The organism is Methylococcus geothermalis, assembly GCF_012769535.1.
In the GTDB taxonomy this organism is placed as follows: domain Bacteria; phylum Pseudomonadota; class Gammaproteobacteria; order Methylococcales; family Methylococcaceae; genus Methylococcus; species Methylococcus geothermalis.
In genome coordinates, this window is sequence record NZ_CP046565.1 from 2,329,403 (window position 1) to 2,351,823 (window position 22,421).

The window sequence follows — 22,421 nt, forward strand, 5'->3', positions numbered from 1 at the left end:
ACAGAAACATTCGCTTACCGCGGGGGCTGGTCTGCGCGCGCACCGTCTTCCGGCGACTGCCAGCCGCCGCCCAGCGCTTTGTAAAGCGCCACCAGATCCGCCGCCAGCGTGCTCGTGCTGTTGGCGTAATCCTGTTCCGCCTGAAGAAGCGTGCGTTGGGCGTCCAACACTGGCAGGAAGTTGGAAATCCCTGCGCGGTACCGGCGCCGCGCGAGATCCAGCGTCTGTCGGCTCGATTGCACGGACTGGTTCAGCGCATCGTTTCGCCGTTGCTCGTCGGCATAGGCCGTCAAGGCGTTGTCCACCTCGTGCCAGGCCAGCAGCACCGTGTTGTGGTAGACGATGGCGGCTTCCTGTTGCTGGGCTTCGCGCAGTTCCAGGGTGGCTTTGAGCCGTCCGCCCTCGAAAATCGGCAGGGTGATGCTTGGCCCCAGCGCATATTGCCGGGCCGCCCAATTGCCGAGATCCTTGAACTGCAGAGCCTGCATTCCGACGCTGCCGGACAGAGTAATGCGCGGATAGAAATCGGCGACCGCCACGCCGATATCGGCCGTCGCCGCATGCAGTTGCGCCTCGGCCTGGCGGATGTCGGGCCGGCGCCGCGCCAATTCCGATGGCAGACCGATGGGGACGCGTGGGGGAACGGGCGGCACCGGACGCGGCGCCGTCAGCTCGGTCTGCAATGCTCTCGGCGGCTCGTCCAGCAACAAACCGAGCTGGTTGACGGCCTGCGCCGATTGTTGGTCAAGCTGAGGAATCTGCGCCTGAATATTGGCGAGCTGCGTCCGCGCCTCGGCGACCTCAAGATCGTTCACCAGGCCGCTCTCCGCCCGCTGCTCCGTCAGTGTGAGGCTTTCTTGTGCCAAAACCGCGTTCTCCCGTGTGAGGGTCAACAACCGCTGGACCCGGCGTAGTTCGATGTAATCGCGCGCCACCTCCGCCATGACGGAAATCAGCAAATCCCGCTGCGCCTCGCCGGAGGCCTCGACGCTGGCATCGGCGGACTCGACTTCACGGCGAACCCGTCCCCAAAGATCCAGCTCCCAGGACGCATCAAAGCCGTACTGCCAGAGGTTGAACGGTTTGATGTTGGCCGCAGGCGCGGCGATCACCCCGATGCCGGTCCCATTCGCGGCGGCGCCCAAGCCCGCTCCGCTCGCCGCGCTGGCGGTGGAGCCGCCGCCCAGGAGACTGCTCATGATGCTGAAGACGCCTTTTTCGCTCGGCTTGGCGCGGGTATAGGAGGCATTGCCGCGCAGTAAAGGGAACTGGTCGGCGGCGGCGATGCCGCGCTGTGCCCGGCTCTGGGTCAGCCTGAGCGCGGCGGTGCGAAGCGAAAGGTTGGCTTTTGCCGCCCGTTCCTCCAATGAAGTCAGCACCGGATCATTGAATGCTCGCCACCAGGTCGCATCCATCGGTCCGGTCACCACCCGGCTCGGCAGTTGCGTAAACGCCGGGTTCGAGCGGATGGGCGAGGCGGACCAGCTCGGCGGCGCGAGGGCTTTCGGTTGCTCGAAATCCGGCCCCACCGCGCATCCACAAAGACTCAGCGCAAACAGCCAATGAAGTCCTTTGAACCAAGATTCTGTTGAACCTTTATTATCAGACAAGAGATTCACTAAAAAATGATGCCGATTGTTCTCAGCTGCGATGGCGAAAATTAGAGTTCTATTATATGTCTGAACTTTCGAAAGCCTGTCAGCACAAAACCGCGCACTTTCAGGCTTTTGCCTGGATTCGACTTGTGCGTACCAGTCTGGCGGGATTGAATCCCTGAATCGATACCGAGCGACCTTACCCGGTTCATGGAATCGCTCCCAGAACAGCCAAGGTGGCACCGACTGCCAGGACGAAGGCGGGATGCCATGTGAAGCGGATGAGCAAGACCATCGCCACGGCCATGAGGAGTAGCGCCCTCCACGAAGGGATGGCGGAATGCCAGAGCAGCAAGGCAGCGGAGGCTATCAAGCCCACGACGGTTGGAGCCACAGCGGCCAGGAAGTCCTGTGCCTGTGACGAAGTTTTGAGGCGTTCGTAGGCAATACAGATAACCGCCATAAGAATCATGGCGGGGGTCAAAAGAGCCACGGTAGCCAGCAAGGCTCCGGAAACTCCCAGCAGGTGGTAACCGGCAAAGGTCGCAAGAACGGCGATGGGCCCCGGCGTGAGGTTGCTGATGGCTACACCGTCCAGGAATTCCTGCGGCGTCAGCCAATGGAGATGCTCAACGAGTTGCTGGTGCAGAACCGGGATGAGAACAAAACCGCCACCGAAAAAGACCAGGCCGATCTTCAGGAAGGTCAGACCCACCGTGGCAAACGAAGCTGAGCCAACATTTGCGCCCAGTGAAGGGAAGGCCAGGAATGCCATGGCGCCTGTTTTCGGAGAAGATGGTTCTTCAGTATTGGCATTCGACTGCTTCGGCTCCGATCCCTTCACCAAGCGTTTTCGCCCTACCAGAAGCCCGACGATGCCTGCCGTCAGGAGTACCCAGATGGCGTTCACCTTGCAGGCACCCGTCACAACGCCCGCCACAGCAAACACCACGGCGGGCCAGCCGGTCAAAACTCTGCGGCCCATTGACCACGCCGCGGCGAGTATGAGCGCTATCACCACAGGCCCCAGGCCCACCAGAACTCCCTGCAAAGCAGGGATGGCGTGATAACGTGAGTATAAAAATGAAAGGAAGATTACGATCGTTACGGAAGGCAGCAGGAATGCCGCCACTGAGACCAAGGCACCGAATAAGCCATAGTGCCGGTAACCCAAAAAGAATACCGTATTGGGAGCAAAGGACCCGAGAATTTCAGCCAAGCCGACAGCATGAAGAAATTCTTCTGCTGGAAGCTGCCGTCGCTTCTGAACAAATTCCTGCTCCAGGATCGCGATCACGGCCATGCTTCCACCAAAACCGATGGCACCGATCTTAAGAAAAAGCCCCAGCATGCTCGGCAGAGACAGTGGGGCTGCTGTGGATCGATCCGCCTCGGCCATCCGGCTGTGAGAGCTTTCCACCTCATGAAACCGGCTGTAATCGATCGAACGCTCGCCATCAGGGGCGATCGACAGAATATCGACGAATTTCCCACCCCAACGGATATCGGCTGCGCCATATGATTTATGGGCCTGGATCGTCTGCAACATCGTTTCATTCAGTCCGCTGAAGGAGACGAGAATCGCGCAATCATTGAGCGTTTCGGGGGTGCGGCCGTAGAACGGGCTGGATTCGTCGATGACATGCATCACGGTCCAGCTCAGCGCCAAGATCGGCGCACGGTCCCGGACTAATTTCAGGTCGTGACAATGAAGGAAATCGTCACCCGCCTTCGAGACTTCATTGAGAAATATGAGACTCATGCGAACGGACGGTTCGACGATCAGGTCATGGCGCTTGTTCGCCACGCGAATCATAAACGTGGTCACACCATTAAACGGGCCAATGACGGCCACATCGCTGAACAATAAACACGGCCTTGGCCGCGAGAAGCGCGCAAACATCAGGCCGGTGGCCATGGCGAAACCCAGCATCCCCGCCAGAACCTCCGTCATCGACACGATATGGCTGTAAAGCGTGTTCGGGCTCATGATGCCGTAACCGACGGTCGCCATGGTCTCAACGCTGAAGAAGAATGCGTCGCTGAAAGAGCCGGGGCGCGCGTTTAGTATCCCGTTCCCGTCCGCGAGATAGGCCAAAGCAAACAGAGCGTTTGCCCCCAGATAAAGGGCGATCAGGACTGCAAAAAAACCCGGCCAAGACAGGGTCAGCGCCATGTGATAGACGTCATGCCACCGGTATCGGGGTAAACCCAGTCGGGATACCTGCACGCTGCCGATCTGGATGTGCGGAGTTTTTTTGCCGGATGCCGATTTCATCCTGCGCCTTCATCCAATGGGGTATGCGTCGGCCCGCATCCGGGCATGGTGGATTTGCATGCCGCCGGATGGCGCTGCGGTTGTTACGGACATTTCAGGTTTTTTCTCATCGGATTTTTTTAATATTCTCGACATCATGATACCGACTGTAATCGATCGAACCTATTTTCCTCATCTTCTTCCCGCTGCTGTCCGGCCCGTCCGTGCCGGCAGAGGTCCGTTTCCCCGTCGTATCGGCCTAGCGCGCCCGCTTCATCACCTGGACCTGCATGAATCTTGCCTACCTACTGGATCAGTAACGTTGGGCTGGTTCTGGACACCGAAGTCCAGAACGGCAAGGCCGATTTCTTCGACAGCGGATTCATTCGATTTCCATTTAATTTACAAAGCGGCGCGGTTCGATGGGCGGGGAATACAAGATGTGATCCCGGTTCGCGGCCAAAGGCTGCTGGCGTCAGAAAGTCACGATCACATCGGCGGAAAACAGGAATTGGTCCGAGCGTTTTCCCGCATCGAAAATCTTGATGTTGTCGGACCAGTCATAGCGGGCGTTGGGGCGCAAGGTGACCCAGTTCAGAGGTTTCCAGTTCAAGCCCAACGTCAGCGCGTAATACCCGCTGCCCTGAAACGGATAGACCGTGGAAAAATCCGGATTGCAGGCATAGGGCCGCGCGGCTCCGGCGCCGTTGCCATTCATGCTCCCGCTGCAGCGCGGCGGTCCGGAGACGCGAAAACCGTTGTTGTCCCGCCACCATTCGGCACGCAGGCCGACCGACCAGTGTTCCTCCAGCGCATAGGTCAGCCACTGGGCAATGCCGTACCACTGGGCATTTTCCAGCTTCCCACCGTTGCGGTCGTAATTGGCGGTCTGCACCTGATCCGCGAAGCCATGGGTGTGCTCGATGACATAATGCAGCGTGTTGTCCAGGAAGCCGGTCTTGCCCACCAGGCTATATACCGCCCAAAGGTCGCCGAACCGTTCGGAACGCCCCCCCGCCATCGAGGTCAGGTTGAGTGAATCGCTCTTGTCGTCGCTGGTCCAGGCTGCACCGCCCAGGAAATCCCAATTGCCGAGCTGCTGATCCCAGCCGCCGTCGCCGCCGCCGGTGGCGCTGCCGGTCACCGCGCCGGCCGAGACCGCCCAGTTGGCAGCGACCGCGTAACTGGAAAGAATGCCGGTATGGGTGAAGGGATTGAATTGGAAGGTATAAGGCTTGGTGATGAAAAAGTTGTCCGGCGCGGTGACCATTTCATAGCCCAGCGGAGTGTAGAAATGGCCGGCCTTGACGCTGAGGCCGCTGCCGAGGGGCAGATTGAATTCGGCATATGCCTGAGGTAGAGCGATGCCGTAGAAGCGGTCCGACCAGCTCGCAAGATGGAGGTCCCAATGTCCCCGATTCAGCGGCCGCCCGGTTCTCGGATCGACATAGGGGATGCCGTACGCCTGGGTGAAAATGGAATCGGTACCGTACACGAAATCGAAACGGCCACCGACATCCCACTCGTCGGAACTGACCACGACCGCACGCTCCAGAAACAGATAGAACTGGTTCATCTGGAGTTCGCCGGTACGGTCGTTGAACGAAACGGGACCATTGAAGTTGTCCGCCGGACTGCTTGCGTTATAGGTCACGCTGGCATTCAACCACCCTCCCAGACGGATGCCTGCACGCTGCATCCAGGCGCTGCCGTTCACATCGGCACCGACATGCTCCAGCAGGCCCGACGCATTGACCTGGGCCATCGCGAGGGGACATGCCAGGAATAAGATCGCCGTGGCGATACGGTTTCGAGCCCAGGGGCACAGCCTCTTCAGCGCCAGACGCATTCGATTTCCCGAATGGAAAAAGAACGCAGTTTAGCCATGAGGCGGTAAAAAGTGCGTAAAAAAACCCTTCTGCATCCATGACTGCTGGGCTCGGAGGGTCACCCGGAAGGGAAAACCGCGACTGATCCCGACGCTTGCCCGCGTCGAAAATCTCGATGTTTTCAGACCAGCCTGGGCGACAAATACGATGATCGGCAAGATTGCCGATGAGGGAGCGCCCGTCGCCGAGTACGCGTTCGGCTGATGCGCCTGCGGGTCACGCCGACCTCCGATCGGGCAGCGAAGACACTCGATCGGTCCCGGACGATGGACCTCGACGAGGCGTTGCGCGCCATTGCCGACGTCCAGCGGAGGCCCAATGATACGGCGACTGGGGCATAGCGCGAAACCCGGCGGCGGCGAAAAGAAGTTGTTGCGGTCTCAGGCCGCCATGTCTTGCTGTTCCAGCATGGCGTTTTCCGCGGCAGTCTCTTGGATGAGAGTCTTGACCTCCAGTGCGCATTTGCCGCACTGGCTGCAGGCATCCATACGTTTTCGCAGCGTGCGCAGATTGCACACGCCGTGCCGAACGACGGCTTCCCGAACCTGGCGTTCAGTGACGTTCCTACAGATGCAGACGTACATAAGCGTGAACCTCAAGACTTGGTATGAGCTTAGACTAGCAGAACTGAGAACGTTTCTCAAACAAGAATTAGAAAAAAATTTTGTTTCCTCTTCGAGACAGGCGCATGGCCCGGCCTGGCGCTGAAATCGCCGTCTAGACCCCGTCTTCCATTTGGCTTTGCAAATAGTTTTCCAGGCCGACCCGCTCGATCAGCCGAAGCTGGGTCTCCAGCCACAAGCTGTGATCCTCCTCGGTGTCTTCGAGCAGGATTTGAAGGATGCGGCGGGTCTCGTAGTCGCCCTTCTCCTCACATAAGCCGATCACCTCGCGCAGATGGCCGATGACGGCATATTCAACGTCCAGGTCGTGCTTCAGCATTTCCGGCACGTTCCTTCCGACGTGAATCGCATCCCGGCTCACGACGTCCGGAATGCCTTCCAGAAACAGGATTCGCTTGATCAGCGCACTGGCGTGGGTCTGCTCCTCCTGCATTTCGTGGGCGGTGTGCTCATACAAAGCATGAAATCCCCAGTCCTGGTACATCATCGCGTGGATGAAATACTGGTCGATCGCGGCCAGCTCGCCCGCCAGCAGCCGATTCAGCGCCGTTATCACTTCAGGTTGACCTTTCATTTCCTTATCTCCCGGGACGCGGCCCTTCGGGGCCATTGTGGTTGTCGTACGTAATTGAAACAGAATTACGTATACTAGTCAGCTTAGGAAAGGCACCCCGCTTCTTTCAAATTTACGCCCGATCCGCCGCGCTGGCGGCAAGAAAACAACAACATCGGCGACCGGAACACCTTGACAGATGAACGAAATCGAATACGAACTGCGCGAACAGGACTTGCTGGCCTTCAGCGAGCATCAGATACGGGAAACCAAGGCACTGCGAAAGCGGCGGCAGCGGCATCAGTCGACGATCCCGGCTTTCTTCGTCGTCATCTCGCTGTTTCTCTGGTTCTACTACAAGGACATGGTGTCCGCAGCCTACGTAGGCGTCATCGCGCTGTCCTGGGGCTTCCTGGTTCCCGCCTACATGCGATGGACCACACGCAAGCAATTGCTCGCCATGTACTCCGACGAAGACAAGCAGCGTATCCTGGGTCGCTACCGGTTGAGCGTGGCGAAAGACGCGCTGATCGAGAAGAAGCTGGACGGCGAGGAAAGCCGCATTCCCTGGAGCGAGATCCTGCGGATCGAGCTGACCGACAAATACGCTTTCATTTTCGTGGCGATCGATGCAGCGCTGATCGTGCCACGAGCCACCGTCAAGGCGGGCAAGCTGCGCGATTTCGTGCGGGCGGCCGACGAACGGATTGCCGCGGCGGACTGAGCGGCTGAGCCATTCGCTATGATCGGGTTTCGCGACGTCACGCTGAGAATCGGCGGCCGAATACTGTTCGAGCATGCCTCGTTCAGCATATTCCCGGGTCAGAAGGTCGGTGTCACCGGCGCCAACGGGGTCGGCAAGTCCAGCCTGTTCAGGCTGGTGACCGGCAGCGGTCAGGCCGACACCGGAGAAATCCAAACCCCGCCGGACTGGGTGATCGCCCATGTCGCCCAGGAGACGCCAAGGGATGCGCGGGCGGCGATCGAATTCGTCATGGATGGCGACGCCGAACTGCGCGAAATCGAACGGGAGATCGCCGCGGCCGAAACTTCGGGAGACGGCCTCGCGCTGGCTCGCGGCCATGCCCGCTATGAGACCATCGGCGGCTACCAAGCCAGAGCGAATGCAGCGCGGCTGATCGCGGGTTTGGGCTTCGCTCCGGGCGACGCCGAACGTCCGGTCGACACCTTCTCCGGCGGCTGGCGCATGCGCCTGGCCCTGGCGCGGGCGCTGATGTGCCGCTCGGACCTCTTGCTGCTGGACGAGCCGACCAACCACCTCGACCTCGATGCCGTGCTATGGCTGCAGGAATGGCTCGCCGCCTATCCCGGCACCCTGCTGTTCGTCTCGCACGACCGCGATTTCCTCGACGGCCTGGCGGACCATATCCTGCACATCGAAAACGGCGAAGTGGTCCTGAACACCGGCAACTTCTCCGCCTTCGAACAGGCCCGGGCCCAGCGGCTGGCACAGAACCAGGCCGCCTTCCGCAGGCAGCAGGCCGAAATCGCGCGCTTGCACGGCTTCGTCGACCGGTTCCGGGCCAAAGCGACCAAGGCCCGCCAGGCCCAGAGCCGGCTCAAGCTGCTGGCGAAGATGGAGGTCATTTCGCTGGCGCATGTGGATTCACCGTTCGAATTCGCCTTCCGCACGCCGGAAAAGCTGCCCCGGCCATTGCTGCAAACCGATGAGGTGGCGGTGGGATACGACGGCGTTCCGTTGCTGGCCGATATCGGCCTGTCCTTGATGCCGGGCGATCGCGTCGGGTTGTTGGGCCGCAACGGCGCCGGCAAATCGACTTTGATCCGGTTGCTGGCCGGATTGCAGCCGCCCTTGTCCGGCGAGCGCAGAGTCTCCAGCGAGCTGCGGCTGGGCTATTTCGCCCAGCACCAGTTGGAACTGCTGCGTCCCGACGAAAACGCGATCTTCCATGTCCAGCGGTTGGATGAAAAAGCGTCGGAAAAGGATATCCGCGATTTCCTCGGTGGATTCGGCTTTAGCGGCGAGCGGACCTTCGAAGCGGTCGCTGGGTTTTCGGGTGGTGAGAAAGCCCGCCTGGTGCTTGCCCTGATCGTCTACCAGCGTCCGAACCTGCTGTTGCTGGACGAGCCTACCAACCACCTGGACCTGGAAATGCGTCTGGCGCTGATCCGGGCGCTGCAGGATTTCGAAGGTGCGGCGGTACTGGTGTCACACGACTGCTACCTGCTCAGGGCGGTGGCGGACAGCTTTTTCCTGGTCGGCGACGGCCGGGTCATGCCTTTCGACGGCGATCTGGACGATTACCGCATCTGGCTGCGCAACCGGAACTCATCCGAAACCCCCGCGGACAACCGCCGCGACACCGCACCTTCCCGCCGCGACGCCCGCCGGGCCGACGCCGAAAGACGCCAGCAGCTCCGGCCTTTGCGCCTGCAGCTCGAACGTGCCGAAACCGAACTGGAACGCTGCTCGAAGCGGCGCGACGAGCTCGAGGCGCAACTGGCCGATCCCGGCCTTTACGCCGAAGAAGCCAAGGACCGTCTCAAGCGGCTGCTGCTGGACAAGGCCAAGGCCGAAGAAGCCCTGACCCGTGCGGAGACGGCCTGGTATGCCGCCACCGAGATGCTGGAACAGGCTCAGACCTTGCCGGATATGGCCTGAATCTGGAGAAATCGCCGCATGGCACTCATACGACTGTTCATCGAAATCTGCCTGTTTCGCAGAGGCCCGCAGGATGTCCCATCATCCATGCTGCTGTTCTGGCTGGTGGCGGGTGCCTATCTGCTGGTCGGTTTCATCCTGCTGGGGTTGGAAGTGGCATGGCTGCCGGCGATCGTCGAATCGCTGGTGGAACTGGCGATGCTTCTGGGATTCGTCTGGCTGTTGCTGGCGCTGTTCAAGAAGACACCGCGTTGGCAGAAAACGGCGACCGCCATGCTGGGCAGCGACGTCGTCATCAGCACGCCCGCCATCCCTTTGGTGGGCTGGACCCTTGCAGTCCCGGATGCCACCGCCATCCATCTCCTGCTGTTCGGCATGATGCTCTGGCACGTCGCCGTGGTCGCGCACATCTTCCGTCATGCGCTGTCCAAGCCCTGGGCCACCGGCCTGCTGCTGGCCGTCGCTTATGTGGCGGGAAGCTACAGTGTCATGATGACGCTGTTCCCGCCTTCGGCCGTTTGACGGCATCGGCAGTCGTCCCCCTCCGCTCCTGTCAAGTTTCACCTGCGCACCGCCGCCTTCGCTACATGACCGCATTCCTGCGCCAGCCACATCACCGTTACGAAGATCCCCTGGCGCGAATCTGGATCGCCTGTGCCGAAAACGTGGGATTCCGCATCGTGCGCAGCCCCGATGTGTACGCATCCACCGATGGGCGCGGCACGATCCTGATCGGTAGCGACGATTCGCTCGACCCGGACGACTCGCTCGCCCAGATGATTTTTCACGAGCTGTGTCATGCCCTGGTGGAGGGCGAGGCGGGCGAAAACCGGATCGACTGGGGATTGGACAACACCAGCAACCGGCATCTGTGGCGCGAGCAGGCGTGTTTACGGCTCCAGGCCTATCTGGCCGACGGCGTGGGCCTGCGCGATTTCTTCGCCCCGACCACCGATTTCCGCGTCAAATTCTGGCCGACCCTGGGCGAAGATCCGATGGCGGCACCGGCCGATAAAGGCGGCCGCCGCGAACCTTCCTGCGTCGCCGCACGGGTGGCCGCATGGCGCGCCTCGCAGCCGCGCTGGGCGCCTCATCTTCAGGCCGCGTTGACGGCGACCGCGACCATCGCCGCCGTTGTTCCCCGCCGTACCCGGAGCGATGACGCCGGCGGCGCGCGGATGCCCTCCTTGTGGGGCACGGTCGCCCCGTCGCCGCCGCGACATCCCGCAGGCCATGCCATTGTCGCACTCCACCGCGCCGGCGACGCCTGCGTGGGCTGTGCCTGGTCATACGTCGAGCGCAAGGGAATTCGCTGCCGACATGCGCCGAAGGTTCGCATCGCCTCCGATGCGCCGGCCTGCAGCCGCTGGGAGCCGGCGAAGGAGCTGGATTGCCTGACCTGCGGCGCCTGCTGCCGGGAAGCCTATCAGGCCGTGGAACTATCGGCGCGTGAAAGGGTTGCCCGCAAACATCCCGAATTGGTCATGGTCGCCGACACGCGCCGGAAACTGCGCCGCGACGGCGAGCGCTGCGCCGCCCTGGCCGGCGGCAACAGTCCAACTGAACCGTATGCCTGCCGGATATACCAAGACCGCCCGCGGACCTGCCGGGAGTTCACCCGCGGCAGCGCGAATTGTCTGGACGCCCGGCGGAGAGTCGGCCTGTCCCTATAGCCGTCCGCACCGGATGACAACGCCAACAGATTACGGAGCTGATACTTGCTATGGCCGCTCCGGACAAAAGAGGGCTTCCTCATGGCCCACGCCCTCGATGCCACTCTCGCTTTCGATCACGTCGAGCAGAAGGGGCATAGCGTATGCCCGAGAAACCGATCAGTTCCGCCTTGCCCCGCAACTCTGCCGGCTTGCGGGATGGTGACCCCTACCTAGATTACCTATTTGTCAATCTTCCATGGCGGCGATGGGCGGAATAGGGTTTGTCAATATCTTTGATTGAGAGGCGTCAAATGGAATACCCAGCGTCGAACGTCCCGAACCATCAATGGGCCGTCTCCTTGGGAACGATGAATCTGACGGACGTACGATTGCTCTTGTAGCCATGATCGTAAGCCTGCCCGTTGTATTCCAAAAGGGTGTCCGCCGGGCGACCGAGAGTTATCTTGAAGGGGGCCTTCCCCTGGACGGTCCTGACCTGCCCTTTGGCCACCGTCTGATAGAGCAGTTTTTTTCCGTCCGCATCGATTACGCTGGCCCAAGAGTCGCCTGAGAAACTCAGCACGAGGGTAGCCACCTCCGGCTGCCCGGATTGGCCGGACGGCTGTGCTAGCCCAGGCGCAGGCGCGGGCGTATCCGACCGAACGCTCGGCGCCGGAGACGCGCCGGCAACCTCCAATGGCCTCACGGCGGTCGCCGGCATGTTGGAAGGATGCGGCGTTTCAGCGTCCGCCGGCAAGCCGGCTCCCCTCGCCGCCGACTCCTCCGGAGCAGGTCCGGAAAGCCCCACCGGCGAAGGAACCGGTTCGGATGTTTGGGACGAACGCCAGTACTGGTAGCCCCAGATTCCCAACATGCCTACCAGGAGCCATCCCAGCGGACCGGCCCAGGAGGCAGGTCTTGCCTCGCCCTGCCCGCGCGCCGCGGGATGTAACGCCGGCTCAGCCCCCTCGCCTACGACGCGATGGTAGGCATCGACCGCCTCCTGCTCGGGCAAACCCAGCAGACGGGCGTAACTGCGGACGTAACCCCGTACGAAAGTCGGCGGCGGCAATACGGAGTAGTCATCCCGCTCAAGTGCCCCGACCGTCTCCACGGGAAGGTGCAGCTCCCGGGCGATCTTGTCGATCCCCCAACGGCGAGCTTCCCTGGCGGCCTTGAGGATCGCCCCCAGGCTCCTTCCCTCGCCATCCTGCCGGTCTTCAAGATCGTGACCCATCGCTTCGCTCATATCTCATTCCGCCTTCCCAAAACGACGTATTGCAGTCCACCTGTTGGCTCTAAGATTCGCGTTCATGTGCATCTACCAATGGCTTTGCAAACATGATGCTACCCTGCAAACCTTGCGAAGGGATATCTGATCGTAGTTGCGGCCGATCTCATTGATGTCAAAATGGTTCCGCCGGGCAAGTGTTCCGGCGAACGGCTATGCAGTCTCCACTCCCAAATAACAAGGGCATCTCGGCCCGATCACAGAACGAGGAGGAAAATGATGGAAGTCGGCACCTGCGCAAACTGCGGCGCGAAAATATCTGTGCAAACGCCCCTCTGTCCCAGTTGCGGAAAACCGATCGAATCGTCCGGTTCCGACAGCGAGCCGCCCATCCGGAAGCTTGGAGGAAAATTCCAGGCCGTCGGTATTCTGATCTTGGCGGCAGGTATCGTGGCGACCCTTGTCGGGGCCTGGTGGGGACCTGCGCTGGGCATGCCGGGCGTGGTGCTTTTCATGCTCGGAAAATTATAGAACACTGCCGGATAGGAAGGGGGCATGGCCCCCTTCATCGCTTCGCCAAGGGAAGTACGCTTCGTTCCTCTGAAATAGCCCGTCGCCACGAGCCGGAGAAGTTCATTCGAGCAGTTCACGATAGCCTTGACGTCTTGGTTGAAATTTCGAGGGATGGCTCGACACCGTCGAAGGCTTAAGGCATGCTTGAGTCGTGTTGCGGGCCAAGGCATCAGGAACCGGTCATCCCGAATCAGCCACGGGCTGAAGCCCGCTCCCGCGCGCGCTTCGCCCAAGTGTGCGTGGTGGATGCCGCCAACCGATCAGCGATCATTTCCAGGACCTTGACTCAGGCAGGATTCCGTACAGGATGGAACCCAGAATCGATGCATTCAAATCCGCCGGAATCCGGCTGCTTCTGATCCTTCCGGCACTTCTTGCCGCTGGCTGCACCAATAAGATCGGGCCGGACTACCAGACCCCCGAAACCCAGGTATCGCCCGACTGGCTCGAAAGCGACGACTCTCGGGTCTCCAAAAAGGAGGGCAATTTCCGCGAATGGTGGCGGGTGTTCAAGGACCCTGTCCTGAATCAACTCGTGGAAACCGCTTATTCGCAGAATCTCCCGCTCCAAATCGCCGCCGTCCGCGTCCTGGGTTCGCGCGCGGAACTGGGCGTCGCGACCGGCAATCTGTTCCCGCAGAGCCAGGGCTTCCAAGGCCAGACCGAAAAAATCAGCCTGCCTTTCCTCCGGGATCTGGGGCTGGGAAGTGGCGACAGTCTCTGGTACACCCGCATCGGCGTCATGTCGAACTGGGAAATCGACATATGGGGCAAGTACCGCCGGGCCATCGAGTCGGCCGATGCGCAGTTGATGGCCTCCGTCGCCGAATACGACGACATCCTGGTCACCCTCACCGCCGACGTGGCCAACACCTATGTGCAGATCCGGACCCTGGAAAAGCGTTTGGACATCGCCCAACAGAACGTCAAGACCCAGAGCGAGAGCCTGCGCATCGCCGATGCCAAGTTCCACGGCGGCACCAGCACCCAGCGCGACGTGGAGCAGGCGAAGACCGTGCTCGCCAGCACCCAGGCCACCATCCCGGTGCTGGAAGGACAGATTCGGCAGGCAAAAAACACGCTGTGCTACTTGCTGGGCATGCCGCCCAACAAGCTCGACAAGCCCTTGGGGTCGGAAGACCGGTTCGGCAAGATTCCGGCCCCGCCGGTCCAGGTCGCCGTCGGCATTCCCGTCGATCTGCTGCGGCGGCGCCCGGACGTGCGCCGCGCGGAACAGAGCGCCGCGGCGCAATCGGCCCGCATCGGCATCGCCAAGGCGTCGCTCTATCCGGCCTTCTCGATCAGCGGCAGCTTCGGCTTCGTCTCCACCAATTCCCAGGGCCATAGCCTGGGCGACCTGTTCAACTGGGGCCAGCACTTCTACCGCTTCGGGCCCTCGGTGCAGTGGAACCTGTTCAATTACGGCCAGCTCACCAATCAGGTCCGGGCCCAGGACGCCCGCTTCCAGGAGCTCGCACTGAGTTACCAGAACACGGTGCTGAAGGCGCAGCAGGAGGCCGAGAGCGCGTTGATCGGCTTCCTCAAAACCCAGAATTCCGCGGAGTTCCTGGCGGAGAGCACCGCCGCCGCCCAGCGCTCGCTGGATCTGGCCACGCTGCAGTACCGCGAAGGCATCACCGATTTCACCACCGTGCTGACCGCGGAGCAGGATCTGCTCAAACAGCAGGACAATTTCGCCCAGACCCTCGGCAGCATCGCCACCCATCTGGTCGGCGTCTACCGCACCCTGGGCGGCGGCTGGCAAATTCGCGAAGGCAAGGACTTCGTGCCCGAACCGATTCAGGCAGCCATGGCCGAGCGGACCAACTGGGGCGATCTGTTGAAGCCGGGGGCAGTGCCCGCAGCGCCGCCATCCAGCCTCATCCGGGCACCGGACTGGTGAGGCCGGCACCCTCGCAAGCCTCATGACTCAAGACCTCGCGGCGAGCGCCTCCTCACACGGTCCCGCCGCCGCTACCGGAAACGACTTCAGGGAGACTCTTCCAGTGATTCGCACGACTCTTTGCCGCTCGGGGACTCCATGGCGAGCGCTTATCGGTACGGGCACGTCCATGCTGCTGCTGGCTTCCGCCGGCTGCGAGAAACCCAACACCTACGTGCCGCCGCCGGCACCGAAAGTGATCGTCAGCCAGCCGGTCGAAGGCCCGGTCACGCCTTACCTCGAGTTCACCGGCAACACCCAGGCGATCAAGACCGTGGAACTCCGGGCCCGCGTCGAGGGCTACCTGGAAAAAATCCTGTTCCGGGAAGGCGAAATCGTCAAGGAAGGGCAGTTGCTGTTTCTGATTCAGCGGAACACTTACGAGGCCAAACTGAAGGAGGCCAAAGCGCAAGTGCTGGCGGACAAAGCCCGCCTGATGCATGCCGAAACCGAGTTCGCCCGTTTCTCCGGACTGCTCAAGCAGAACGCCGCGGCCCAGACCGACGTCGACAAATGGCATTACGAGCGGGATTCCGCGCAGGCCGCCGTCATGGCCTCGGAGGCCAACGTGGACCTGGCCCAGCTCAATCTGAGCTATACCGAGGTCAGGGCGCCCTTCAACGGCCGCGCCGGCCGCCGCCTCGAGGATCCCGGCAACCTGGTCGGCGCCGGCGAGAAAACCGTATTGGCCGAGATCAACCAGATCGACCCGATCTATGCCTATTTCACGATCAGCGAGCAGGACTTGCTGAGAGTCCGGGGGAGGCGCCAGAATGAAGCAGCGAACCCCCGGACGCCCGACGTGCCGATCTTTCTGGGCCTCGCCAACGAGGACGGCTACCCGCACCAAGGCAAGCTCGACTTCGCCGGCATCCGGCTGGACCCCACCACCGGCACCCTGCTGCTGCGCGCCGTCTTTCCGAACCCCGATTACGCCATTCTTCCCGGCCTGTTCGCCCGCCTCAAGGCCCCGGTCGACGCGGCCCAGTCCGCGCTGCTGATCCCGGTGGAAGCCATCAGCTACGACCAGATCGGCCCTTACGTGCTCGTGGTCAACGACAAGAATCTGGTCGAACGGCGCACCATCACCACCGGCCCGCCTTCCGGCCGCATGATGTCGGTCAGCGACGGCTTGAAGAACAGCGACTGGATCGTCACCGACGGCCTGCTGCGCGCCATTCCGGGCAAGGAAGTGGCGCCCGTCCGGCAGCCGCTGCCCGCCGCCGCGGCAAGCGACACCGGTGAGCCGGCGGGAGCACCCGCCCGATGATCTCCAAGTTCTTTATCGAACGGCCTATCTTCGCCAACGTCATCGCGATCATCACGATCATCCTGGGTGTCGTCAGCCTCATCAATTTGCCGGTCGCCCAGTATCCGGACATCGTCCCCCCCACCATCCAGGTGACCACCCGCTATCCCGGCGCCAGCGCCGAGATCATCGCGAATACGGTCGGCATCCCGATCGAGCAGGCCGTCAACGGGGTGGAAAACTCGCTGTACTTGTCCTCGACCAGCGGCAGCGACGGCTCCTACACCTTGACCGTCACCTTCAGGGTCGGCAGCGACCTCAACACCGCCCTCGCCCTGGTACAGAACTTCGTCAACGGCGCCCTGGCCCAGTTGCCTGATACAGTGCAGAAACAAGGCGTTACGGTACGCAAGGTCTCGACCGACATGCTGCAGGTCATCAGCCTGTATTCGGACGACGACCGCTTCGACGAAACCTATCTTTCCAATTACGCCGTCATCAACCTGCAGTATCCGTTGGCCCGCATCCATGGCGTCGGGCAGATCAAGGTCGTCGGCGCCGGCTCCTACAGCATGCGGGTATGGCTGAATCCGGAGAGGCTGCGCTACTACGGCCTCACCGCCAAGGATGTGGCCGACGCGATCCAGCAGCAGAACGTCGAGGTCGTGGCCGGCCAGCTCGGCGGCCCGCCAGTGCCCGAGGACCAGCCCTACCAGTTCACCATCAACGCCTTGGGCCGTTTGGCCGATGTCTCGGAATTCGAGAACATCATCATCAAGACGAGCCGGGGAAAACCACAGCAGTCGGTCACGAATGAAGATACGGCCCGGATGGTGCGCGTGAAGGACCTCGCCCGAGTCGAATTGAGCCAACAGACTTATACCAACTACGCCGAGGCCAGCGGCCATAGATCGACCCAGATCGTGGTCTATACCCTGCCGGGGGCCAACGCCATCGACGTCGGCGAAAAGATCAAGAAATCGATGGAGGAAATGAGCCGGGACTTTCCGGCAGGGCTCAAATACGCGATCTTCTACGACACCACCAAGTTCATCGATCAATCGATCCACGCGGTCTACGAGACTTTGTTCGAAGCCGGCGTGCTGGTGTTGATCGTCATCATGGTGTTCCTGCAGAACTGGCGGGCCACCCTGGTGCCGGCCACGACCGTCCCGGTGACCATCATCGGCGCCTTCGCCGCGATGGCGATGCTGGACTTCTCGGTCAACCTGATGACACTGTTCGCCTTGATCCTGGCGATCGGCATCGTCGTGGACGACGCCATCATGATCGTCGAGAACGCCTGGCACTACATCGAGAAGGGATTGACGCCGAAGGAGGCGTCGATCAAGGCCATGAGCGAGATGACCGGCCCGGTCATCGGCATCACCCTGGTTCTGACGGCGGTATTCCTGCCTTCGGCCTTCCTGCCCGGCATCACCGGCCAGATGTTCCGGCAATTCGCCCTGGTGATCGCTTCCACCGCGGTCATCAGCGCCATCAACGCCTTGACCCTCAAACCGGCCCAGTGCGCCCTCTACCTCAAGGCCAGGCCGGCCGATCACCGTCCGAATGCGTTCTACCGCGGTTTCAACAAAGTCTATGGCGCAATCGAGGCGGCCTATACCCGGCTGGTCCGCTGGATGGTGAACCGGACCGGAACGATGGCCGCGGTTTTCTTTGCCGTCATCGCCGTGGGCGGCTGGCTGTTCAGCATCCACCCCACCGGCTTCCTGCCCAGCGAGGACCAAGGCTATGCCATAGTCATGACGCGCCTGCCCGACGGTGCCGCGCAGCCCAGACTCCGGCAGGCTAGCCGTAAACTGGATGAGGTTCTGAAAAAAACCCCCGGCGTCAACGCCTGGGTCGTGATCGGCGGCTTGTCGATTCTCGATACCGCCAACCTTTCGAACACCTCCACGACCTTCGTCATCTACGACGACTGGGACAAGCGCGGCGAGGCGCTGACCCAAGCGCACATTCTCGGCGGATTGAAAAAACAGCTCGACGCCATTCCCGAGGCCCAGTTCGCGATCATGATCCCGCCGCCCATCCGCGGCCTCGGCCAGGCCGGCGGTTTCCAAATGATGGTTGAAGACAGGCGCAGTCTCGGCCTGCCCGAATTGCAGAAAGACGTACTGGAACTGACCCGCGCCGGCTCCACGCAATCCGGTATCGGCTTCGTGGGCTCGACCTTCAGCAACCGCAGCCCCCAGCTCTATCTCGACATCGACCGGACCAAGGCGCAGTCGCTGGAAGTCCCGATGAACAACGTATTCGCCACCTTGCAAAGCTATCTGGGATCGACTTACGTCAATCTGTTCAATAAGTTCAACCAGTCGTTCCAGGTCTACGTCCAGGCCGACGCCCCCTACCGCCTGCGCCCCGAAGACATCAAGAATCTGTACGTGAAGAACGTCCGCGAGGAAATGGTGCCGCTGGGCACCCTATTGACGGTGAACCACAAGCTGGGTTCCGAACTGGTCACGCGCTACAACCTCTATCCGGCTGCGCCGGTGTTCGGCACCGCCGCCCCCGGGTTCAGCTCCGGCGAGGCGATCGGACTGATGGAGCAGGTCGCCAAGAACACCTTGCCGCAAGGCATGAACTTCGAGTGGACCGCGACGGCATTCCAGGAAAAGCAGTTGGGCAACCAGGCGTATTACATCTACGCGCTTTCCATCGTCCTGGTGTTCCTGGTGCTGGCGGCCCAATACGAAAGCTGGGCCAGCCCCGCCGCAGTCATCCTGGTGGTGCCGATGGCGCTGGTGGGTGTCATCGTTTCGCTCATCATCCGCCACTTCGACAACAACCTCTACACCCAGGTCGGACTGGTCCTGATGATCGCGCTGGCCAGCAAGAACGCCATCCTGGTGGTGGAATTCGCCCGGGAATTGCGCGCCGAGGGCATGGCCATCGCCGACGCCGCGGTGGAAGCCACCCGCCGCCGGTTCCGGCCCATCATCATGACCTCGTTCGCCTTCATCCTGGGCGTCGTCCCGCTGATGAAGGCTGGCGGCGCAGGCGCCGCCAGCCAGCAGGCGATCGGCACGGTGGTATTCGGCGGCATGCTGGCCTCGACCATCCTGGCCATCCCCTTCGTGCCGGTGTTCTACGTCATCACCCAGCGCTGGAGCGAGCGGAAGACAAGAGCGGGGGCGACATCTGCAACGGCCGGCTGAGCGCACGTCTCGGCTTGCCGGTGGCTGCAGGAACGCCAAGGGAGGTCGGCTTTGACCCGCTCCCATGATTGCGGTTGACAAGCAGGCTTAGCTTGACGAAAGTGTAGCCAGCTTGGTGGTACCTCCCCCGCCTCGGCGGAGGATGCTTACGCGAACATCGGGAGACATGAGCACATGAGTTCCGCTGGCGTTCCACATACCGATCTTTGGCCGCTCCTGCTCTACTTCGGGCTGGTGCTGGTCGTGGTGGGCACCATGCTCGCCCTGCCTCCCTTCCTGGGGGAGCGCCGCACCCGCCGCACCCAGGCGACCGGGCAGCCTTACGAATCCGGCATCGTCGCGGTGGGCAGCTCCCAGCTCCGCTTCTCCGTCCGCTTCTATCTCATCGCGATCTTCTTCGTCATCTTCGACCTGGAAGCCGTTTTCATCTTCGCCTGGGCCATCGCCTTCCGCGAAAGCGGTTGGCCCGGCTACATCGAAATCCTGATCTTCATCGGCGTCCTCGTCGCCACGCTGGTCTATCTGTGGCGGATCGGTGCGCTCGACTGGCGCACGCCACGCCAGCGCATCGTCGAAGCCAAAATCCACCTGTAGGAGCCCCCCATGCGCTGGAGCCTGACACGAGCGGACCAAAGCCCGATGCCCCAGCCGGGCCGGCAGACCTACGAGGAAGCCCTGCGGCGCAACATCCTGTTCGCCCGCCTGGACGACCTGGTGCGCTGGGGCCGCAAGAATTCGATCTGGCCGTTCAATTTCGGCCTGTCCTGCTGCTACGTCGAAATGGCGACGGCCTTCACCAGCCGCTTCGACATCGCCCGCTTCGGCTCGGAAGTGATCCGGGCCAGTCCCCGCCAGGCCGACCTGATGGTGATTTCCGGCACGGTGTTCCGCAAGATGGCGCCGGTGGTCAAGCATCTCTACGACCAGCTGCTCGAACCCAAGTGGATCATTTCCATGGGCTCTTGCGCCAATTCCGGAGGGATGTACGACATCTACAGCGTCGTCCAGGGGGTGGACAAGTTCCTGCCGGTGGACGTCTACGTGCCGGGCTGCCCGCCGCGACCGGAAGCCTTGCTGGAAGGCCTGATCATGCTGCAGGAATCGGTGGGGAAGGAGGAACGGCCGTTGAGCTGGCTGGTCGGTCCGCAAAGCATCGAGAAGGCCCCGCTGCCAAGCCGGCGCGACCTCAAGCAGGCCGAACGCAATCGGGCCTTCGAACTGCACGATCCGTTCAGCCTGGATTGAACGAGAAGGAACCCGGACATGGCGGCCTCGATGACGGAACATGCTGGAACCATCGTCCCGGACCTGTGCCGGCGCTTTGGCGGCGAGACCTTCATCCCGCAAGTCACCGCCGACGGCATCCCGACGCTGTGGCTCCCCTCCCAAACCATCGTGGAGATGGTCCGCTACCTGCGGCTGGAAATCGACCGGCCCTACGCCCTGCTGTTCGACCTGAGCGCCATCGACGAGCGAGTCCGCCAACACCGCGACGGCTTGCCGGCCAGCGCCTACACCGTCGTCTACCATCTGATTTCCCTGGAGCGCAATGCCGACGTCCGGCTGAAAGTCGCCCTCCCGGAGTCCGACCCCGCCCTGCCCAGCATCACCGCGGTCTGCCCTGCCGCCGACTGGTACGAGCGCGAAGTCTGGGACATGTTCGGCATCCGCTTCGACGGGCATCCGAACCTGCGCCGCCTCATCATGCCGCCGACCTGGCAGGGCCATCCCTTGCGCAAGGACCACCCGGCCCGCGCCACCGAGATGGAACCGTTCAGCCTGCCGGACGACGTGCAGCAGCGCGAGCAGGAAGCCCTGCGCTTCGTGCCCGAGGAATGGGGGATGCGGCGTCAGAGCGAGGATACCGATTTCCTGTTCCTGAACTTGGGGCCCAACCATCCCAGTGTGCATGGCGTGTTCCGGGTCGCCCTCCAGCTCGATGGCGAGGAGATCGTCGACGCCGTACCGGACATCGGCTATCACCACCGCGGCGCCGAAAAGATGGGGGAGCGCCAGTCCTGGCACAGCTACATCCCCTACACCGACCGGGTCGACTACCTCGGCGGTTCGATGAACAACCTGCCTTACGTCATGGCGGTGGAGAAGCTGGCCGGGATCGAGGTGCCGGAGCGCGCCCGGGTCATCCGGGTCATGATCTCCGAGTTCTACCGGATCGCCAGCCACCTGCTGTTCTACGGCACCTTCGCCCAGGACGTGGGGCAGATGTCGCCGATCTTCTACATGTTCACCGACCGCGAGAAGGTGTTCGAAATCATCGAATCCTTCACCGGCGCCCGGATGCATTCCAGCTTCTTCCGCATCGGCGGGGTGGCCATGGACCTGCCGGAGGGCTGGGACAGGCTGATCCGCGAGTTCATCGCCTACTTTCCCAAGCGCCTGGCCGAGTACGACAAGGCCGTGATGGCCAACAAGCTGATCCAGCGCCGCACCCGCGGCATTGGCGCCTACACCACGGCGGAGGCCATCGACTGGAGCGTGACCGGCGCGGGGCTCAGGGCCACCGGCCTCGCCTGGGACTACCGCAAGGCCCGGCCCTATTCGGGCTACGAGAACTTCGAATTCGAGATTCCCATCGGCGCGAACGGCGACTGCTACGACCGCTGCGCGGTGCGGGTGGAAGAGATGCGGCAGAGCCTCCGGATCATCGAGCAGTGCGTGAACCACATGCCGTCCGGCCCCTACAAGGCCGAGCACCCGCTCACCACCCCACCGGCCAAGGAGCGCACGATGCATGACATCGAGACGCTGATCCAGCATTTCCTCGGCGTTTCCTGGGGCCCGGTGATCCCGCCCGGCGAAGCCTGCATGACCATCGAGGCGACCAAGGGCCTGAACGGCTATTACCTGACTTCCGACGGCGGCACGATGTCGTACCGTACCCGCATCCGCACCCCGTCCTTCCCCCACCTGCAGATGATTCCGCTGATGAGCCGCGGCATGATGGTCGCCGACCTGATCGCAATCCTCGCCAGCATCGATTTCGTGATGGCCGACGTGGACCGCTGAA

The 22,421-nt window shown here is 62.0% G+C and carries 17 protein-coding genes; 10 read left to right on the top strand and 7 right to left on the bottom strand.

Annotated features, from left to right (window positions below; genetic code table 11):
- Nucleotides 1–14: 14 nt before the first annotated feature.
- The 5 genes from GNH96_RS10875 to bfr all read right to left on the bottom strand — a co-directional run bounded on the left by GNH96_RS10875 (nt 15) and on the right by bfr (nt 6,938).
- Nucleotides 15–1,529 (bottom strand): efflux transporter outer membrane subunit, encoded by a 1,515-nt coding sequence (locus GNH96_RS10875; RefSeq protein WP_223163407.1) that lies wholly within the window; start codon nt 1,527–1,529, stop codon nt 15–17.
- Nucleotides 1,530–1,803: 274 nt separating this feature from the next.
- Entirely contained in the window at nt 1,804–3,873 is a 2,070-nt protein-coding gene (gene chrA / locus GNH96_RS10880) for a chromate efflux transporter (RefSeq protein WP_169603694.1), read from the bottom strand.
- Between the two features lie 454 nt (nt 3,874–4,327).
- The gene (locus tag GNH96_RS10885) at nt 4,328–5,701 is read right to left on the bottom strand and encodes a porin (protein ID WP_169603695.1); all 1,374 of its coding nucleotides are present in this window, start codon (nt 5,699–5,701) and stop codon (nt 4,328–4,330) included.
- Nucleotides 5,702–6,121: 420 nt separating this feature from the next.
- The gene (locus tag GNH96_RS10890) at nt 6,122–6,325 is read right to left on the bottom strand and encodes a (2Fe-2S)-binding protein (RefSeq protein WP_169603696.1); all 204 of its coding nucleotides are present in this window, start codon (nt 6,323–6,325) and stop codon (nt 6,122–6,124) included.
- Between the two features lie 133 nt (nt 6,326–6,458).
- A complete protein-coding gene (bfr, locus tag GNH96_RS10895) occupies nt 6,459–6,938 on the bottom strand; it encodes a bacterioferritin (RefSeq protein WP_169603697.1) in 480 nt (159 codons plus the stop codon).
- 178 nt (nt 6,939–7,116) lie between these two features.
- Between bfr and GNH96_RS10900 the strand changes: the two genes are divergently transcribed.
- The 4 genes from GNH96_RS10900 (at nt 7,117) to GNH96_RS10915 (ending at nt 11,234) form a co-directional block, all read left to right on the top strand.
- On the top strand, nt 7,117–7,641 hold the full coding sequence (locus tag GNH96_RS10900; RefSeq protein ID WP_169603698.1) for a YcxB family protein: 525 nt from the start codon (nt 7,117–7,119) through the stop codon (nt 7,639–7,641).
- Between the two features lie 18 nt (nt 7,642–7,659).
- Nucleotides 7,660–9,561: an ATP-binding cassette domain-containing protein gene (locus GNH96_RS10905; protein ID WP_169603699.1), complete on the top strand. Its 1,902-nt coding sequence runs from the start codon at nt 7,660–7,662 to the stop codon at nt 9,559–9,561.
- 18 nt (nt 9,562–9,579) lie between these two features.
- Nucleotides 9,580–10,083, top strand: a complete 504-nt coding sequence (locus GNH96_RS10910) for a hypothetical protein (RefSeq protein WP_169603700.1) — start codon at nt 9,580–9,582, stop codon at nt 10,081–10,083.
- Between the two features lie 65 nt (nt 10,084–10,148).
- Nucleotides 10,149–11,234: a YkgJ family cysteine cluster protein gene (locus GNH96_RS10915; RefSeq protein ID WP_169603701.1), complete on the top strand. Its 1,086-nt coding sequence runs from the start codon at nt 10,149–10,151 to the stop codon at nt 11,232–11,234.
- A 325-nt stretch (nt 11,235–11,559) separates the two neighbouring features.
- Here GNH96_RS10915 and GNH96_RS10920 read toward each other — a convergent pair whose 3' ends face one another.
- On the bottom strand, nt 11,560–12,465 hold the full coding sequence (locus tag GNH96_RS10920) for a RodZ domain-containing protein (protein ID WP_169603702.1): 906 nt from the start codon (nt 12,463–12,465) through the stop codon (nt 11,560–11,562).
- A gap of 239 nt (nt 12,466–12,704) precedes the next feature.
- Nucleotides 12,705–13,253, bottom strand: coding sequence for a hypothetical protein (locus GNH96_RS10925; protein WP_169603703.1), 549 nt, complete (start codon nt 13,251–13,253; stop codon nt 12,705–12,707).
- Between the two features lie 74 nt (nt 13,254–13,327).
- On the opposite strand from GNH96_RS10925, the gene GNH96_RS10930 reads away from it, so the two are divergent.
- The 6 genes from GNH96_RS10930 to nuoC all read left to right on the top strand — a co-directional run bounded on the left by GNH96_RS10930 (nt 13,328) and on the right by nuoC (nt 22,420).
- Complete coding sequence (locus GNH96_RS10930; protein ID WP_169603704.1) at nt 13,328–14,923, top strand: efflux transporter outer membrane subunit; 1,596 nt, start codon at nt 13,328–13,330, stop codon at nt 14,921–14,923.
- A gap of 169 nt (nt 14,924–15,092) precedes the next feature.
- Entirely contained in the window at nt 15,093–16,232 is a 1,140-nt protein-coding gene (locus tag GNH96_RS10935; protein ID WP_228719825.1) for an efflux RND transporter periplasmic adaptor subunit, read from the top strand.
- Nucleotides 16,229–19,393 (top strand): efflux RND transporter permease subunit, encoded by a 3,165-nt coding sequence (locus GNH96_RS10940; protein ID WP_169603706.1) that lies wholly within the window; start codon nt 16,229–16,231, stop codon nt 19,391–19,393. Before GNH96_RS10935 ends, GNH96_RS10940 begins: the two co-directional genes overlap by 4 nt.
- 174 nt (nt 19,394–19,567) lie before the next feature.
- Entirely contained in the window at nt 19,568–19,987 is a 420-nt protein-coding gene (gene ndhC / locus GNH96_RS10945) for an NADH-quinone oxidoreductase subunit A (protein ID WP_169603707.1), read from the top strand.
- Between the two features lie 9 nt (nt 19,988–19,996).
- Nucleotides 19,997–20,638 carry a NuoB/complex I 20 kDa subunit family protein gene (locus GNH96_RS10950; RefSeq protein ID WP_169603708.1) on the top strand — a complete coding sequence of 214 codons (642 nt, stop codon included), beginning with the start codon at nt 19,997–19,999 and terminating at the stop codon, nt 20,636–20,638.
- An 18-nt stretch (nt 20,639–20,656) separates the two neighbouring features.
- Nucleotides 20,657–22,420, top strand: coding sequence for an NADH-quinone oxidoreductase subunit C/D (gene nuoC / locus GNH96_RS10955; RefSeq protein WP_169603709.1), 1,764 nt, complete (start codon nt 20,657–20,659; stop codon nt 22,418–22,420).
- Nucleotide 22,421 lies beyond the last annotated feature (1 nt).